Origin of the sequence: Staphylococcus epidermidis (assembly GCF_006742205.1) — a bacterium.
In the GTDB taxonomy this organism is placed as follows: domain Bacteria; phylum Bacillota; class Bacilli; order Staphylococcales; family Staphylococcaceae; genus Staphylococcus; species Staphylococcus epidermidis.
This window is the reverse complement of the sequence record NZ_AP019721.1, coordinates 364,081-381,991: the sequence shown is the minus strand read 5'-3', so window position 1 is coordinate 381,991 and position 17,911 is coordinate 364,081. Positions and strand designations below refer to the sequence as shown.

The window sequence follows — 17,911 nt, the reverse complement described above, 5'->3', positions numbered from 1 at the left end:
GAACAATAATTCCGTGTATATAATTGTTTTAATTGACTAATACCGATTATTTTTCATCATTATCATGATGCTCTCTTTTACGATAACATGTTTTACAAATATAATTACTTTACTAATTTATAAATCATGTGAAGAAATACATGACAAATACCATAAATGAAAATTCCTGTGATATTAACATTCAATTTATATCCTTTTTAGCCTATTGAAATTTTACTATATTAACTTAATCACTGAGGAAAATAATTTTTGTTAATTTTTCAGAATTTTTAGACAAAATATTTATCTTCTGTGCTATTATATTAATTATCAGAATCAGCCAATTCATTTTATCTACATGTAGATGATTTTTTAATACGTATTGTTAAGGAATGTTTGCTGACTCATGTTAATAGTAAGTTGATGTTATGGAGGTTTGTTATGGGAAGTTTTTTTAATCGGATGACTCGAAAAGAGAATCCTACTATTTATCAAAGTAAAGATGGGCATCTTAAACGCACATTACGTGTACGCGACTTTCTTGCACTAGGTGTTGGTACAATTGTTTCTACATCTATCTTCACTTTACCAGGTGTTGTCGCGGCTGAGCATGCCGGACCTGCTGTTTCATTGTCATTCTTATTAGCTGCTATTGTGGCAGGTCTTGTAGCCTTTACTTATGCAGAAATGGCATCTACAATGCCTTTTGCTGGTTCAGCTTATTCATGGATTAATGTTCTTTTTGGTGAATTATTCGGATGGGTTGCCGGTTGGGCGCTTTTAGCAGAATACTTTATTGCTGTTGCTTTCGTTGCTTCAGGCTTTTCTGCTAACTTAAGAGGTCTTATTGCACCATTGGGCATTTCTTTACCTAAATCATTATCTAATCCATTTGGAAGTAACGGTGGTGTCATTGATATCATTGCTGCTGTAGTGATTATTTTAACTGCATTACTATTATCACGCGGAATGAACGAAGCCGCTCGTATGGAAAATGTATTGGTTATATTAAAGGTGTTGGCCATCATTTTATTTGTGATTGTTGGGCTAACTGCGATTAATTTCAGTAACTATATACCTTTTATTCCAGAACATAAAGTTACTGAAACTGGCGACTTTGGAGGTTGGCAAGGTATTTATGCTGGAGTTTCAATGATTTTTTTAGCTTATATTGGTTTTGACTCTATTGCTGCTAATTCAGCTGAAGCGATTAATCCACAGAAGACAATGCCTAGAGGAATCTTAGGGTCACTCATAGTAGCAATTGTATTGTTTGTGGCCGTAGCACTTGTTCTTGTTGGCATGTTCCATTACTCTCAATACGCTGATAATGCAGAGCCAGTAGGTTGGGCATTACGAGAAAGTAGTCATGGTATTATTGCTGCAGTTGTTCAAGCAATTTCTGTCATCGGTATGTTCACTGCATTAATCGGTATGATGCTTGCAGGTTCACGTCTATTATATTCATTTGGACGAGATGGTTTACTCCCTTCTTGGTTAAGTCAATTGAATCACAAACATTTACCTAATCGAGCACTTGTCATACTTACAATCATTGGCGTAGTTATCGGATCAATGTTCCCGTTTGCTTTCTTAGCACAATTGATTTCCGCAGGTACCCTTGTTGCATTCATGTTTGTGTCACTAGCAATGTATCGATTAAGAAAACGTGAAGGGAAAGATTTACCTAAGCCAGAGTTTAAATTACCTTTATATCCTATATTGCCTGCAATTACATTTATATTAGTATTGCTAGTATTTTGGGGATTAAGTTTTGAAGCTAAGTTGTATACACTGATATGGTTTATTGTAGGTATAATTATTTATTTAATTTATGGAATTAGACATTCCAAAAAGAATGATGAAGAAGCGTATCAAGTACCTAGAAAATAAATGAAAGACTTATAGATTAAATTAAAATATAGGGAGTAGGACAATGAACTCGTTATGAATTCTGTCCCACTCCCTATATTAATATTGTTATTTATTATCGAGGAATTGCTATTCATCTACATGCTTCTTACCAACCTTGACCACTAATGTCATATTGATTTAATTCTCCTCTTTCCAACTTTTCAAGCGCCTCTTCTATTGTATCTAATGCTTTATCAAGTTGCTTATAGGTAATCACAAGTGGTGGTTGAAATCTTAAAACATTACCCGCAACTGCTATGATAATCACACCATTTTCAAAGCAGTAATTACATATCTTTAATGCTGCTTCAGAATCTCTAGTTTTCTCAATTTTATTTGATACTATGTCTATTCCAATTGATAATCCAATACCTCGAACATCACCTACATATTGGTAACGTTCTATCCATGGGTCTATTCTTTTTCTAACGTAACTCCCCTTTTTCCATGAAGCGTTTAGTAAATCTTCATCTTCAATCATCTTTATCGTAGCTAAGGCTGCTTCACAACTTACAGGATTTGCACCAGTTGTAAATAAATGAGCAGGTGCTTCAAGACTTTCCATGATTTCTTTACGACCTACAATCGCAGACATTGGTAAACCTCCAGCTAATGACTTTCCAAATGTCATTAAATCTGGAGTAAAATGATAATGATCTACGGAACTCCACTTTCCTGTACGACCTAATCCTTGTTGGATATCATCGACTGCAATAAGAATATTGTGAGCGTGGCAAAGCTCTTGTAATGCTTCAAAATAACCTGGTACGGGTTCAAGTAAGCCACCGTCACCTTGAATTGTTTCAACCACAATACATGCAACTTCCTCCGCAGGGACATATTTTGTAAACATTTCTTTTAAAGGAGCTAAATATTCCTCAACTGTGTTAGGTTTAGCTTGCTCAAACATCCCCCTATACTTATCGGGAAAAGGTATATGGTAAAATCCATTAAGTAATGGCCCGTAACGCTTACGCATATTCAAACTAATTGAAGACATCGATAATGAACCAAATGTTGAACCATGGTATGCATTAGTAAAACTTATGATGTATGGACGTCCTGTATACGCTCGTGCAAACTTTATAATCCCATCATTAGCATCAGAGCCACTTAATCCGAAAGTAACTCTTTTCTCATAATTTCCAGGAGCAATGTCACATAATTTTTTTGATAATCGCACTAACGGTTCATGATACATATATGCTGGTGTATAATGAATAAATTTCTCAGTTTGGTTCTTAATTGCTTCGACTACTGGCTTCGGAGCGTGACCCACATTTTGCGAACTTGCACTTGCTAATAAATCAATATAAGACTTACCGTCTATATCGATTAACGTGGCTCCATAACCATGATCAATAACTAGAGGATAATATTTAATCCGTCCAGAATGTGCAAAATAACGTTCATCTTCATCTATCAAATGATTAACCTTACTCATTGAGTTCCCTCCCAATAGTGACTCTTTTTAATATAGCTATCTACATATGAAGCTATAAAACTATCAACTGCTATCGTTTTAAAATAAATCAATATTAATAGGATAGTAATCAATATACTAATAATTTTCAGATTTGTAAATATTTTCTGATAATTTAGAATATTTGCGTTCCGAATCTTTTGTGATAAAGAAATATATGTCATTGAGGCTTAGAATATATGTTTAAAGGGAATTTAGAATAAAATGTTTTACGGAGGAGATTAATATGAATTGGTTAAAAATATTTTATCATTTATTATGCGCAACCACGATTAGCGTGATATTACTTATTATAACTATATTAATGGATGTGTTACTACAAAACACACATTTAACTCAGTTATTACTCAATATTGATTTTTTAATCAACCCTGATGAAGTGCCAACAATTATTGAAGTACTGATTCATTTAAGTATTGGAATATTGATTTATCTCGCCTTTTTAATTATCTATCATTATTCAAAATCCTTGTATCATCTAGCATACTTACCTTTAGTATTGATATTTACTTTGATGTATCCACTTCTCGTTTTTCTTGCGCAACGTCCATTTTTTTCCTTTAGTTGGAACGAATTTGCATGGTGGTTAGTTGCACATCTTTTTTTCATCATTTTAATGGCGACTTGTCTACCTATCATTTCGAAAAAAATTTTATGATTTTAAAACTCATATCTCAATGTCTTTTACACATTATAAAATAAATATTGGCAGTAGAAACATCATAGATAATTAGACTATGATATCTCTACTGCCTTATTAGTTATTCTGGCTCTCCATCTTCATCATACTTCGTTACTTCTCCATCTTTATCGATAATATAAGATCCTTCTAAATGGCCTTCTTTATCTGTAAATGAGAACCCCCAACTACCATCGCTATCTTTTTCTGGTTCTTTGTAAATATATGTGTCTGTATCTAATTGATGCCCTTCGTAGTCTTCAACTATATCGATAACATTACTTCGTGTCACCGTTGCTTCATCAGAACTACTTGATTGATCTTCAGATTCAGAAGTATCATCTTCATCTGTTAAATTATCACCAACTGAAAATTCAGTCCTCATCATCTGACTTATCTTATTGATTTCACTTTCACTAGCGTTGTATAACTTAACTGTACGAGCATCATCTATAATGCGTTGAGATTCTCTTTTAGAGTAATCAGCGTCACGCCAACTCCCTTGGAAATGTGATGGTACACTATATATTGTAATTGTGCCATCTCCATTACTTTTATAATAAACTGAACCTGCTGCAGTAACACTTGCTGTTAACAATTCTGTTCCTTCAGGTAGTTTGGCTGATTCGTCTGGGTGATAGGGATCTAAAACTTTATTAGAAATATTTTGATGTACAATTTCTAAATCGTCAAAAGGAAGGTCACTTTCACCTCTATAACTATCTAAAGCAGTTAACCAAACTTGAGCATAGTATCTATTCGAATGGGTATCTTGTTGTGTGTCCTGCTGATTATCTTCTGTTTGATTTCTACTTATACTTGATTTTGAATCTCTGTTACTTTTATATCCTGATTGTTGATCATCATTTATCGTTGAGCTTCCATTATTATCACTATCACCAAGACCACAACCAGCTAATATTAATATTGTAAACACACATATCACTGCTAATTTCTTCAATTCAAATACTCCCTCACATTCTAATATATTTAACTCAACAAAATAAACCACTTTATAAAATAATTATAAACTAACTATTTTTAAAAATGTACAACAATTTAACAAATTCTTAAAGATTCGCTATTTACGAAGCAATACTTGCCGTCTGTTTTACTGCTATATCATTAGCAATGGTTTATGATTATTAAGATTTTTAACGTATCTTAAAATTTGTATTTGAATTCTTTTAAACTACTATCATCTCGCAATCAAGGTGCTAAACTATAATCGTAAAGTAATTTAAATACATCATATATCATCAATTCGAAATGGGGTTATCAATGTGAAAAAGATTTCTCTAATTGCAACGACTGTATTAACAGGATTATTATTATTTCCAAGTGTCAATGACACAACGACACATGCAGCCGAAGTAACATCTCATGATGCACAAGCTGTAGCAATTCAAGCTATGAAAAATAGTGGTGGCAATCCGGACTTACAAAATTTCAAAAAAGTTAAGGATAAAGGGGATTATTTCACAATTGATATAAATAATAAATCTGGTGCAGGTGTCGGTACTTATAAAGTATACAAAAATGGAGTGGTGCTATATAAAAGTGGAAATTATGGAGAATATAGTCAACTCAATACACGACAATGTTATGTTGCACAAGATATTGCTACAACATCTTCACAAGTAAAACGACACTCTACTCAACAGACACAAGCAGTGGATAGTACACGTGAGCTCAATTCATACTACGTAGGTCAAGTTCAATCTTCTGACTTACCACAACAAAGTTCATCTGATATGCTACCGAATACTGGTATGAAAGATAAAAATTTCAATACAAATGGTATAATAAGTCTATTTTTACTCACTGCTGGTTTCATTACACTTTACCATCAACCTTTACGTAAAATGTCATAGTTCTTTTAAAATCATTTTTGAATGGTATGATGTTGCACCCCGATGATGTCTTAATTCATCGAATTCAGTCTCGGGAATTGTTTCTACAATATCATTTGCATGTCGTGAAATATCATTTGCGGGGATAAAAAATGAAGTTTTCATTGGTAGCGTAAGTTGAGTCACATTATAATCTTTATACATAAGGCACCTCGTTAATTTAGTTTAGTGATGTTTATTAAATTATACGAAAGGGTCTTATTTTTTTAGTATTTCACATATAAAGACAAAGTATTTTGGCGAGTCCTTGAGAGAACAGGACAAGCTGAAGCTGTCCCCTAAGAAAGCGAGACAACAATACGAGGTATTATAAATAAAAAGCCAGTAAATGAATTTATAAAAAACCCATTTACTGGCTATTTTGCTAGGAATTATGTCCCAGCCTCTCCTTTTAATTTCAATATTTGTAAAATAAATATCTAAGTAACTAAAAGCATAACTAAACTACAGTTTCGCAAAACATTTTGAACACATTATCCCCTCTTACCAATAACATAAATATTGAAACAAACTTGATAAAATCGTATTTCAATCCACTATCGACTACCCATATGTAAAAATCCTTGAGTCAATGACTTAAGTTCCATATTAATCGAACGTGAACGAATCCCCAATTCTTTTACAAAATTTTGAAGAATATATCACTTTTTCAATGACGTTGAATAGAATTTAACTACCTGGGTAAATATCATAATGTAATTGCTAAAACTAACGTAATCAATACGTTTTTATAAATAAAAGGAGGACCTCATAATGAAATATATTGTGGTAGGTACATCTCATTCAGGATATGAAGTGATCCAAACATTGCTTAAAGAAGATGAAAATGCTGATATTCAAGTTTTTGAAAGTGCAGATCAACCGTCCTTTTTATCTTGTGGTATTCAAAGTTATCTTGAAGACATCTCATCATCATTAGATGATTTACATTACGCATCAGTTGACTCTTATAAGGCACAAGGTGTAAATATTCATACGAATAGCACAGTCACAGATTTAGATACTGACAATAAGACTGTTGTAGTTGAACACCAAGGTCAAACAGCAACTTATTCTTATGATAAATTGTTCCTAAGTCCTGGTGGCAAACCTGTTACCCCTCCAGTCGATGGAATTGAAAAATATAAACATGTATTATTTATGCGTGGACGTGATTGGGCAAATCAAATTAAAGAACGCATGAAAGATGCCAAAAAGGCTGTTGTAGTCGGAGGTGGCTATATCGGTATTGAAGCTGCTGAAGCTTTTGCTAAAGCAGACATAGATACTACAATCGTAGATGTCGCTGATCGTATATTAAACACTTACTTAGATAAAGAATTTACAGACATATTAGAAACAAATGCACAGCAACATGGTCTTCATTTTAAAGGTGGCGAAACAGTAAAATCAATTTCAGGAAATCAAAATGGCGAAGTAACTACTGTAGTTACCGACAAAAATGAATATGACGCAGATACTGTCTTATTTGCTGTAGGTGTCGAACCAGCTACCGAGTGGCTAAAAGATAAAATTGATTTAGGTAAGAAAGGAATTATAAACATTAACCACCAACAACAAACATCTGCTAAAGATGTCTATGCGGGTGGCGATGCGACATTAGTTCCTTTTGCACCAGTATCTGAGGATCGTTATATTGCATTAGCAACAAATTCAAGACGTCAAGGCGTTGTCGCAGCAAAAAACATGTTGGGTAAAGAAATGACAATGCCACGCGTTTCTGGTACTTCAGGTTTACAATTATTTGATTATAAATTTGGACAAACTGGCATTCACGGTACAGAAATCGATAATTATGATGGCAATTTAGGTCAAACATACGTAGAAGAATTGATTCGTCCTCAGTTTATGCAAGATGATACGAAAATTCATATGAAAATTATTTATGATAAAGACACTCACCGTATACTTGGTGGTCAAGTCATGTCAAAAGAAGATATTACTGCTTCTATTAACACAATTTCAGTAGTAATATCTGCTGGTTTCACACTTGAACAGCTCGCTGTCCAAGATTTCTTCTTCCAACCTGATTATGATAGACCTTGGCATTATCTTAATGTGTTAGCCCAACAAGCATTGGGAGATACATTTGGTAGCGATAAGATGTTATTCTAAATCTCTTAATCTGATATAGGAAAAAGTAATTATCTATTGTTGTCCTAGGTTGATTTAACCTTTATCAGTTGATAGTTAAATTGCAAATACCAGTTAAACTTTTTCAATTCTATTCATCGGTGTTTCTGACGATATGATGCATTTAAGGAAAACCACTGTTACGATTTATTTACATTTCACACATCTAAATCATAGTTAATTACAACAATTATGTGATTTTTCATCATTTTCAAGTAGAAAAACTTGAGATAAAAAGTAATTTTTATCATACTGTATATGAAAGTTATATTAAGGAGTGGAAAGTATGAATAAAGAACAATTAGAAAAAATGACTCATGGTAAAGGATTCATTGCTGCATTAGACCAAAGTGGTGGTAGTACACCTAAAGCACTTAAAGAATATGGTGTGAATGAAGACCAATACAGTAATGAAGACGAAATGTTCCAACTTGTTCACGATATGCGTACACGTGTTGTAACTTCACCTTCATTTTCACCTGATAAAATTTTAGGTGCGATTTTATTCGAACAAACTATGGATCGCGAAGTTGAAGGTAAATACACTGGAGACTATTTAGCGGACAAAGGCGTTGTTCCTTTCTTAAAAGTCGACAAAGGTCTTGCTGAAGAGAAAAATGGCGTACAATTAATGAAACCTATTGATGATTTAGATGAAACTTTAGATCGTGCAAATGAACGTCATATCTTCGGTACTAAAATGCGTTCTAACATCCTTGAACTTAATGAACAAGGAATCAAAGATGTTGTTGAACAACAATTTGAATTCGCTAAAAAAATCATCGCTAAAGGTTTAGTACCTATTATCGAACCAGAAGTTAATATTAATGCTAAAGATAAATCTGAAATTGAGAAAGTTTTAAAAGCTGAAATCAAAAAAGGTTTAGATTCATTAAACGATGATCAATTAGTTATGTTAAAATTAACTATTCCTACTGAAGCTAACTTATATAAAGATTTAGCTGACCACCCTAATGTTGTACGTGTAGTAGTATTATCAGGTGGTTACAGCCGAGATGAAGCTAACAAATTGTTAAAAGATAACGATGAATTAATTGCAAGCTTCTCACGTGCATTAGCAAGTGACTTACGTGCTAGCCAATCACAAGAAGAATTCGATAAAGCATTAGGCGATGCTGTAGATTCAATCTATGATGCGTCAGTAAATAAAAACTAATCATTTATCAGTTCATAACGAACAATGTTTTATCTAAACAACATCACATTGTCTAGATAAATATTAAAACCGTGTGGTAGATTAATCTGACCACACGGTTTTTTTATACTTTACACACATATTGTCCTTTGATTATTCATCGAACGACATACTACTTTCGATAATTTTTTTAAATACGCCTAGTTGATAAGATGAAAAATCGTTTTGAGCACTTAAGAATGGCGCTGATGCAACTTCAACGTATTTATGATTATCGTCACTATCTAATTCCGTTGGTGAAAATAGATAATAAGCTAAGATGGCTGAGGAAATATCATTCTCTTCATCAGAATCACTGCCTAATATTGAAACTTGAGTGTATGGTTTCCCTTTATATTTCGTCTGTAAAATACCATATGATGTCGCTTTAGGATCTTTCAAACGCGTTAAATCTTCCAATGTCTTAACTTTTTCTAAGTCTTTAGCTTTAACCATTTTCTTTTTGTCTAAAGCAAAAAATCCAGGTTGAATATTTGTAGCTACTAATTTACCTTCTTTAAATGTTGCAAGTATTTGAGCGTAGGACATAGGTTGCTTATTTTCACCTGTTTTTTTACCATCTGGATCTACATACATATAATTGATATGCTTAATATTTTTTTCCTTACTTTTCATTCGTTTAATCTCTACACCTTTTTTATCTTTAAAGAACTTATTAACTTCTTCTATAGATGACCCTTTAGATTCTTTTGTGTATTTATAATCTGCAAGTGTTACCTTATCCACTAATTTTTTATAGTCTTCCCAGCCTTGCAATCCCGTTTTGTTTGTAAAACCTTTTTCTGTAATAAGTGCATCGATTTCATTAAGAACTGGCTTTTGTTTAAGATCCTTAGCTTCTTTTTCTAGTTCTTTATATTCGTCCTCTTTTGTATATTCAGTCGCCACATCCGTTTTTTTCTCCGAACTTTTTGATGATGACTTTTCATTAGAAGATTGATCTGAATCATTGCTATTCGAACATCCCACAAGAGCAATTGACATCACAATTAATAAAATTCCCCAAAATTTTTTCATATTCTATCTCCTTTTAATTTTTATATACAGAGAAATAACAATTAAATATTACTTAGTTTTAAATTGCTATTTATAAATTTATAATACACTATTTAAGTTTTTGAATATATAGTTATCTATACATATTTTTATTTATTAATTTTAAAAAATGAATTTTCATTAATTATCTATCAATTAAAGAAAAGATATGAAATATACTTTGTATTGAATTTTTCGCTGCCTTATCAAAGGATATGATAGTTAACGATCTTGATTTGAATCCCTTCCATCTGCAAATTAACACCATTGACTGTTAATATATAAAAATGCCTGAGACACTCATTGTCTCAGGCATTTATAAGATTAAATACAGCAACTTTACCTAATATGGATTAATAGATAACGCTATATCTTTTTATTTTGCTTTATTATAGAATCCTAATTCAAGATCTTTAGATGTTTGTTTACGTATTTTTCTCATTAATTGAACATCATCAATAAGTGATTCACCATATGAAGGAATCATTTTCTTGATTTTAGGTTCCCAGTCTTTCGCGTATTCAGGGAAGTTTTTCTCTAAAACTTCTAGTGCTACTGATACTGAAGTTGATGCTCCTGGTGATTCGCCTAGTAATGCAATAACTGAGTGGTCTTCAGAATTAACCACTTCAGTACCAAATTGGATAAATCCTTTACCATTCTCTTCAGTATCTTTAATAACTTGTACACGTTTACCAGCTGTATAAACTTGCCAATCTTCATCACGTGCTTCAGGATAGAACGTACGTAAATGGTTCATACAACCTTCTTTTGTCATGATGACTTGGTCAAATGAATACTTAATTAATGGTAAGTTTTTAACTGCAGAAGCAAGTAAAGTCGTAATGTTATATGGTTTAATTGATTTGAATAAATCCAAGTTAGAACCATGTTTTAGGAATTTAGGTCCCACGTTTGCAAATGGTCCAAATAATAATGTTCTTTCACCATCAATGTAACGTGTATCTAAGTGAGGTACCGTCATTGGTGGTGTACCAGGTGGTTCTTTACCATAAACTTTGGCATCGTGTTGTTCAATAACTTGCGGATTTGTACAAGCAATAAATTGACCACTGATTGGGAATCCACCTAAATGTTTACTTTCTGGAATGCCAGTTTTTTGTAATAATGGAATTGCGCCACCACCAGCACCGATAAACACATAATCAGTTTGATGTTCGAATACTTGTCCATTATTTAGATTTTTAATTTTAACTGACCATTTACCATTAGACAAACGTTCAAAATCAACAACTTCATGTTTGTATTGCACTTCAACGTTTGGTGAGTTTTTAAGATTTTGAGCCATTTTACGAGTTAATTCACCGTAGTTTACGTCAGTTCCTTCGTCTATTTTACTCGCTGCCATGTAGCCCTTATCTTCACGGCCTTTCATCATTAATGGAATCCATTTTCTCATTTCTTCAATATCTTCAGTATATTCGATATTATCGAACATAGGGAATTGCTTCATCGCTTCATAACGATCTTTTAAGAATTTAACGTTATTTTTACCACGAACAAAACTAATATGAGGTAATGGATTAATAAATTCTTTAGGATTTTGAATTTCTCCTGATTTAACTAAATGACCCCAGAATTGTTTAGAAATTTCAAATTGTTCATTAATTTCTTTAGCTTTTTCAATATCAATTGAACCATCAGGTTGTTGTACAGTATAGTTCAATTCACATAAAGCTGCATGTCCTGTTCCTGCATTGTTACGTTCATTTGAACTTTCAATACCAGGACGATCTAGACGTTCATATAAATGAATGTCCCAATCAGGTGCAATCGTTTTCAACATAGAACCAAATGTAGTACTTAGTACACCAGCACCGATTAACACGACGTCTTTTTTGTCAGACATAGCCATAATGTTCACCTCTTGTGTAGTAGTTATCATATTGCTTTCCAGCTAATTAGACGTCATCATTCTTGTTATATTACTTTATAACCTCAAAACCTTAGAAAAGAATCAAATCTAATAGCTTTTACATATCTATGTTAAAGCAAGCACTTTGAAAAGTAAATTGTTAATAGTAAATTTATGACAATTTTATGATATATATTTTTATGAACATTTAACGTTTAGCTAAAAACTTTTCAATATAAAATGCCGATTCCTCTATCGATTTATATTCTGTATTAATTACCGTTGCATTTAATTTTCTAAAAACTTCTTCAGCATAAGATAATTCTTTTTTGATACGCTCTAAACTATTGTAATTAGATTCTGAAGATAGCCCTAATGTTTCTGCACGATTACGTCGTATATTTGCGATATAATTGGGACTTGCTGTTAATCCAAATACCTTTAAATTCTTTTGTTGAAATACATTATCTGGAATAGCCACTTCAGGGACTAAAGGAATATTTGCAATCTTATATCCTTTATTAGCTAAGTACATACTTAATGGCGTTTTAGAGGTACGTGATACACCTACTATTAAAGCATCCGCTTCTCCAATATCTGTAAAATGCTTACCATCATCATATTTCACTGAATACTCAATTGCTTCTATACGCTTAAAATACTCATCATTAAGCTTACGCAACGCACCACTTTCCATTAATGGTTTAGCGTGTGTATGTTGTTTAATTATGCTAATTAACTCAGACATGTAATCTACATAGGGAATTTGATGTTCATTTGCAAACTGATGACCTAATGCATTAAATGACTCACTCACTAATGTTGTTGCAACAATTGCATTCTGTTCTTTAGCTAATTGTAAGACATTTAAAAATTCTTGTTCGTCCTTAATATATGGAAATTTCTTAATTTCTACTTGAGTTAAATCTGGAAACTGTGTCAGCGTCGCATGAATCATCCGTTGCGCTGTTTCTCCAATTGAATCTGAAACTATAAATAACTTTAATACTTCATTATTATCCTTCACCTTATCGCTCGCTTTCCTCCGCTTGACTCTGAGCTGTAGCTAAAATTGCACCCGGAACTCTAAATGGTGAACATGAAACATAATCAATTTCCCATTGGTTAAATTTACGAATTGATTTTGCATCGCCACCAAGCTCACCACATACACCAATTTTTATCTCTGGATTTGTATTTTTAGCTTGTTCAACAGCTAATTGAATTAGTCGTCCTACACCTTCTCTATCTAAAGTTTGGAATGGGTCAAGCTGTAAAATGTTATTTTCAGTATACACATTTATGAATTTTCCTGCATCATCTCTAGAGAAACCAAATGTCAATTGCGTTAAATCATTAGTACCAAAACTGAAGAAATCACAATGTTTCGCAAGGTCATTCGCAATCAAGCATGCTCTAGGCGTTTCAATCATAGTACCTATCATATATTGTATATCTTGTTGTGATTCTTTTTCTAAATGTGTAATTGTATTAACTAATCGTTCTTTTAAAGTTGTAAATTCTTCTACTGTTGACACGAGAGGAATCATAATTTCTGGTAGGCACGTTATGCCCTCTTTTTGAAGCTTAATAACACTTTCAATGATAGCTTCAACTTGCATCTCATATAACTCTGGATAAGTCACAGCCAAACGACAACCACGATGACCAAGCATTGGATTGACCTCATTTAAGTCAACGATTCGCTTGCGTAAGAACTCTGAAGATACATTCAGCTGTTGAGAAACATTGTTTATATCTTCTTCAGATGATGGTAAGAACTCATGTAACGGTGGATCAAGTAAACGAACAATCGTAGGTCTATCTTGAGATAATCTGAAAATTGTTTCAAAATCTTCTACTTGGTATGTTTTAATTTTTTCTAAAGCTTGTACACGTTCGTCATGATTTGAAGCTAAGATAAAACGGCGCATTTCTATTAAACGTTCAGGGCCAAAGAACATGTGCTCAGTACGAACTAAACCTATTCCTTTAGAACCAAAATTATATCCAGCTTTTATATCTTGTGGTGTTTCAGCATTCATTCTAACTTGCAGTCTTGCAATCTCTTCAGACCAAGTCATAAATTGATCGAACTCTTCACTATGTTCAGCATTGACTGTTTCAATTGCTCCTAAATATAAATCACCAGCTGAACCATCTACAGAAACGATATCCCCTTCATGTAATTCACCTTCAGGATAATATACTGTTTTGTTCACTGTATCTATCTCTACATTCGAACATCCTGTCACACAACATTTGCCCATTCCTCTTGCTACAACAGCAGCGTGTGATGTCATACCACCATGAGTTGTTACGATTGCTTCACTTGCTACCATCCCCTCAATATCTTCAGGTGATGTTTCCGGTCGCATTAACACTACTTTATTACCATTTTCAGCTTGAAGTTTTGCTTCTTCAGCAGAGAAGACTACTTTTCCTGTTGCTGCACCGGGACTAGCTGGTAAGCCCATTTTAGAAACCACTGTCGCTTGCTTTAATGATTCTTCATTAAAATTAGGATGTAATAATTGGTCTATTGATTTTACTTCTACTTTTGATACTGCTTCTTCACGTGTAATTAATTGCTCGTGAACTAAATCCACAGCAATTTTTATTGCAGCTTTAGCAGTACGTTTTCCGTTACGTGTTTGTAATAAATAAAGTTTACCATTTTCAATTGTAAATTCTATGTCTTGCATATCTTTGTAATGTTTTTCAAGTTGTTTGGTTACATCAACAAACTCTTGATGTACATCTGGCATTTGTTGTTTTAAAGTGTCAATATCCTTAGGGGTACGAATGCCTGCAACAACATCTTCACCTTGAGCATTAAGTAAGTACTCTCCGAATAAATGATTTTCTCCAGTAACTGGATTTCTTGTAAATGCTACACCCGTACCACTATTTTCACCACTATTACCAAATACCATTTCCTGAATATTTACGGCTGTACCAATATCATGTGGAATATCATTTAAATCTCTATATACACGTGCACGATCATTATCCCAAGATTTAAATACTGCTTCAATTGCTTCTTCTAATTGCTTTAACGGTTCTTGGGGAAAAGGTTTATATGCCTCTTCTACATAGATTTCTTTATATTTTTCACATATAGTTTGTAGTCCTTCTGCCGGAATTTCAGCATCATTTTGATAACGATGCTTTGTTTTAAAATCATTAAAATATGTATCGAAAGCTGTCATTGGAATACCATAAACAACCTCTCCAAACATTTGTAGTAAACGACGGTAACAATCATATGCAAATCGTGCATCATTTGTTTTGTCAACAAGCTTTTTTACATTATCATCATTAAGTCCTAAATTAAGAATTGTATCCATCATTCCTGGCATGGAAATTTTTGCACCACTACGTACTGATACTAATAACAAGTTATCATCAGAGGAAAAGGCTTTTCCTGTTCGTTTAGAAAAAGCTGCTAAATGATCAATTAATTGTGTCTTTACTTCTGTAGGTAGTTCTTCATTTTGTTTTAAATATGTAATACAAGCTTCAGTCGTAATTGTAAAACCATCTGGTACTGGTAGTCCGAGTCTCTTCATCTCTGAAAGATTGGCACCTTTACCACCAAGTAAGTCTTTCATAGCTATATTTCCTTCATTAAATGCATAAACGAATTGTGTCATTCTTGACCACCTCTTATTTTTTATTATGTCATACTATTTATTTACAAGTATGTCATAATAAAAAGAGAATTACAACATTTTTAAGAAAAGGCTTTCATTAAATTTGCTCTAAATATGTCAAAAGTATTAATTTAATGCTTTTTTATTCATGATTTTATTTTTCAATTCATCATTGATTAGGTTATACTCATGCAATCTAAAAAGCAGGGCAAAATTCATACTGAATTCCCTGTCCCATCACATTAACTAAATTAAACTAATGCATATTCTAATATTAGTCTCTGACAGTCAAAATAAAAAAACCTGAGACATTGTATAAGTGTCCCAGGAAATATTTTCATTCATGCTTAATGTGATGAATCTTGTTGTTTATATTTTTTTATTTCTGCGTCACGTAATTCAACACGACGTATCTTACCTGAATTTGTTTTTGGTAGATGTTCAACAAATTCAATTGCTCTTGGATATTTATACGGTGCTACTTCATTTTTACAAAATACTTGTAATTCTTGGATTAACTCATCACTTGCTTCATAATCATCTTGCAAGATGATAAATGCTTTAACAATATTTCCACGAATGTCATGAGGACTTGCAACAACTGCACATTCTTTAACAGCTGCGTGATTTGTTAGTGCATCTTCTACCTCGAAAGGTCCAATGGTATATCCTGAACTAATGATAATATCGTCACGGCGACCTTCGAACCAGAAATAACCATCATTATCAATATGAGCTTGGTCTCCAGTAACATAATAATCACCTGTTGAAGCTGCTTTTGTGCGTGCTTCATCTTTAAAGTAACCTTTAAATAAAGCCGGTAAGTCTAAAGGCACGGCGATATTACCTTTAACATTTGGACCAACCTCTTTACCATCATCGTCAATGACAGTAACAAAACTACCAGGTATACCTTTGCCCATAGAACCCATACGTGGTTCAGTATCTTTTAGAAATCCGATCAACAATGTACTTTCGGTTTGTCCATATCCATCTCGAACAGTAATATTAAAATGACGTTTAAATTGTTCAACAACTTCTCGATTTAAAGGTTCACCCGCAGACACCGCACTGTGTAAATACTCTAAATTGTACTGTTCTAAATGACTAAGTTTAGCCATCATACGATATTCTGTTGGTGTACAACATAGAACATTAATTTGATAATTTTGAAGTAACTCGAGATATGTTTCAGGGTGGAAACGACCGTTATAGACAAATGCTGTTGCTCCCATCCCTAATACAGATAAAAATGGACTCCACACCCACTTTTGCCACCCTGGTGCTGCAGTTGCCCATACAAGATCATTCTCTTGTATACATAACCAATGTTTTGGTGCCATTTGTAAATGGGCATACCCCCATCCATGTGAATGCGTTACTGCTTTTGGATTGCCTGTTGTACCTGATGTATAAGAAAGAATCGCCAAATCATCTCGTGTTGTATCTGCGCCTTTAAGGTCATCACTTACTTTTTCTTTTTCATCTTCTATTGAAACCCAATCTTCTTTGTGACCAGCTACTATAAATTTTTTTAATTGGTCATATTCTTTAACGTTTTCAAATTCTTTAGTTAGAGAATCAAATGAAATAACTGCATCAATCTCACCGTGAGTAATTCGATATTGTAAATCTTTTGTTCGTAACATTTCCGAACTTGGAACAATCGCTATCCCTAGTTTCAATGCTGCAATATATAATTCATATGTAACGATTGCACGTGGCATCATGATGAGAACTTTATCTCCCTTTTTTAGCCCATGATTGAGGAATACATTCCCTACTTTATTAGCATTACTGATAAGTTCTTTATAACTTACAGAAATATTTTCATGCTCGTTATCCTTGTAAATAATGGCTTTTTTATGATCTTCTGAGGCATATTTTTCTATTTCTGTAACAATATTATAATTCTCAGGTGCTAGTAAATTTGATTTATTCATAAGTGTACTTCCTTTCAATTCACTTTCATCTAAACATTACCAAAGGTTTATAATCTATCAAACCTCTTAAAAACATTCATATTA

The 17,911-nt window shown here is 33.0% G+C and carries 12 protein-coding genes and 1 pseudogene; 5 read left to right on the top strand and 8 right to left on the bottom strand.

Annotation, left to right across the window (positions count from 1 at the left end; genetic code table 11):
* Window positions 1–420 precede the first annotated feature (420 nt).
* On the top strand, window positions 421–1,872 hold the full coding sequence (locus FNL83_RS01770; protein ID WP_002489706.1) for an APC family permease: 1,452 nt from the start codon (window positions 421–423) through the stop codon (window positions 1,870–1,872).
* Between the two features lie 127 nt (window positions 1,873–1,999).
* Here the strand turns inward: FNL83_RS01770 and FNL83_RS01765 are convergent, their stop codons facing one another.
* A complete protein-coding gene (locus tag FNL83_RS01765) occupies window positions 2,000–3,337 on the bottom strand; it encodes an aspartate aminotransferase family protein (protein WP_001830675.1) in 1,338 nt (445 codons plus the stop codon).
* 265 nt (window positions 3,338–3,602) lie between these two features.
* Here FNL83_RS01765 and FNL83_RS01755 point away from each other — a divergent pair, with 265 nt between their 5' ends.
* Entirely contained in the window at window positions 3,603–4,034 is a 432-nt protein-coding gene (locus FNL83_RS01755; RefSeq protein ID WP_001830680.1) for a hypothetical protein, read from the top strand.
* 103 nt (window positions 4,035–4,137) lie between these two features.
* Here the strand turns inward: FNL83_RS01755 and FNL83_RS01750 are convergent, their stop codons facing one another.
* Entirely contained in the window at window positions 4,138–5,016 is an 879-nt protein-coding gene (locus FNL83_RS01750; protein WP_002489707.1) for a hypothetical protein, read from the bottom strand.
* 322 nt (window positions 5,017–5,338) lie between these two features.
* On the opposite strand from FNL83_RS01750, the gene FNL83_RS01745 reads away from it, so the two are divergent.
* Window positions 5,339–5,929, top strand: coding sequence for a hypothetical protein (locus FNL83_RS01745; RefSeq protein ID WP_001830659.1), 591 nt, complete (start codon window positions 5,339–5,341; stop codon window positions 5,927–5,929).
* Between the two features lie 3 nt (window positions 5,930–5,932).
* On the opposite strand, the pseudogene FNL83_RS01740 reads toward FNL83_RS01745, so the two are convergent.
* Window positions 5,933–6,112, bottom strand: a pseudogene (locus tag FNL83_RS01740) (IS5/IS1182 family transposase); the annotation flags it as partial.
* A gap of 609 nt (window positions 6,113–6,721) precedes the next feature.
* Between FNL83_RS01740 and FNL83_RS01735 the strand changes: the two are divergent.
* Complete coding sequence (locus FNL83_RS01735; RefSeq protein WP_001830662.1) at window positions 6,722–8,083, top strand: FAD-dependent oxidoreductase; 1,362 nt, start codon at window positions 6,722–6,724, stop codon at window positions 8,081–8,083.
* Window positions 8,084–8,387: 304 nt separating this feature from the next.
* On the top strand, window positions 8,388–9,278 hold the full coding sequence (locus FNL83_RS01725; protein ID WP_001830665.1) for a fructose bisphosphate aldolase: 891 nt from the start codon (window positions 8,388–8,390) through the stop codon (window positions 9,276–9,278).
* Window positions 9,279–9,410: 132 nt separating this feature from the next.
* Here FNL83_RS01725 and FNL83_RS01720 read toward each other — a convergent pair whose 3' ends face one another.
* From FNL83_RS01720 to mbcS, 5 genes are all read right to left on the bottom strand, one after another.
* Window positions 9,411–10,334, bottom strand: a complete 924-nt coding sequence (locus FNL83_RS01720) for a hypothetical protein (protein ID WP_001830655.1) — start codon at window positions 10,332–10,334, stop codon at window positions 9,411–9,413.
* A gap of 394 nt (window positions 10,335–10,728) precedes the next feature.
* Window positions 10,729–12,228 carry an L-lactate dehydrogenase (quinone) gene (lqo, locus tag FNL83_RS01715; RefSeq protein WP_001830651.1) on the bottom strand — a complete coding sequence of 500 codons (1,500 nt, stop codon included), beginning with the start codon at window positions 12,226–12,228 and terminating at the stop codon, window positions 10,729–10,731.
* A 208-nt stretch (window positions 12,229–12,436) separates the two neighbouring features.
* Entirely contained in the window at window positions 12,437–13,255 is an 819-nt protein-coding gene (locus FNL83_RS01710; RefSeq protein WP_001830630.1) for a pyruvate, water dikinase regulatory protein, read from the bottom strand.
* Window position 13,256: 1 nt separating this feature from the next.
* On the bottom strand, window positions 13,257–15,884 hold the full coding sequence (gene ppdK, locus FNL83_RS01705) for a pyruvate, phosphate dikinase (protein ID WP_001830624.1): 2,628 nt from the start codon (window positions 15,882–15,884) through the stop codon (window positions 13,257–13,259).
* A 347-nt stretch (window positions 15,885–16,231) separates the two neighbouring features.
* Window positions 16,232–17,827, bottom strand: coding sequence for an acyl-CoA synthetase MbcS (mbcS, locus tag FNL83_RS01700; protein ID WP_001830656.1), 1,596 nt, complete (start codon window positions 17,825–17,827; stop codon window positions 16,232–16,234).
* Between the last annotated feature and the right edge of the window lie 84 nt (window positions 17,828–17,911).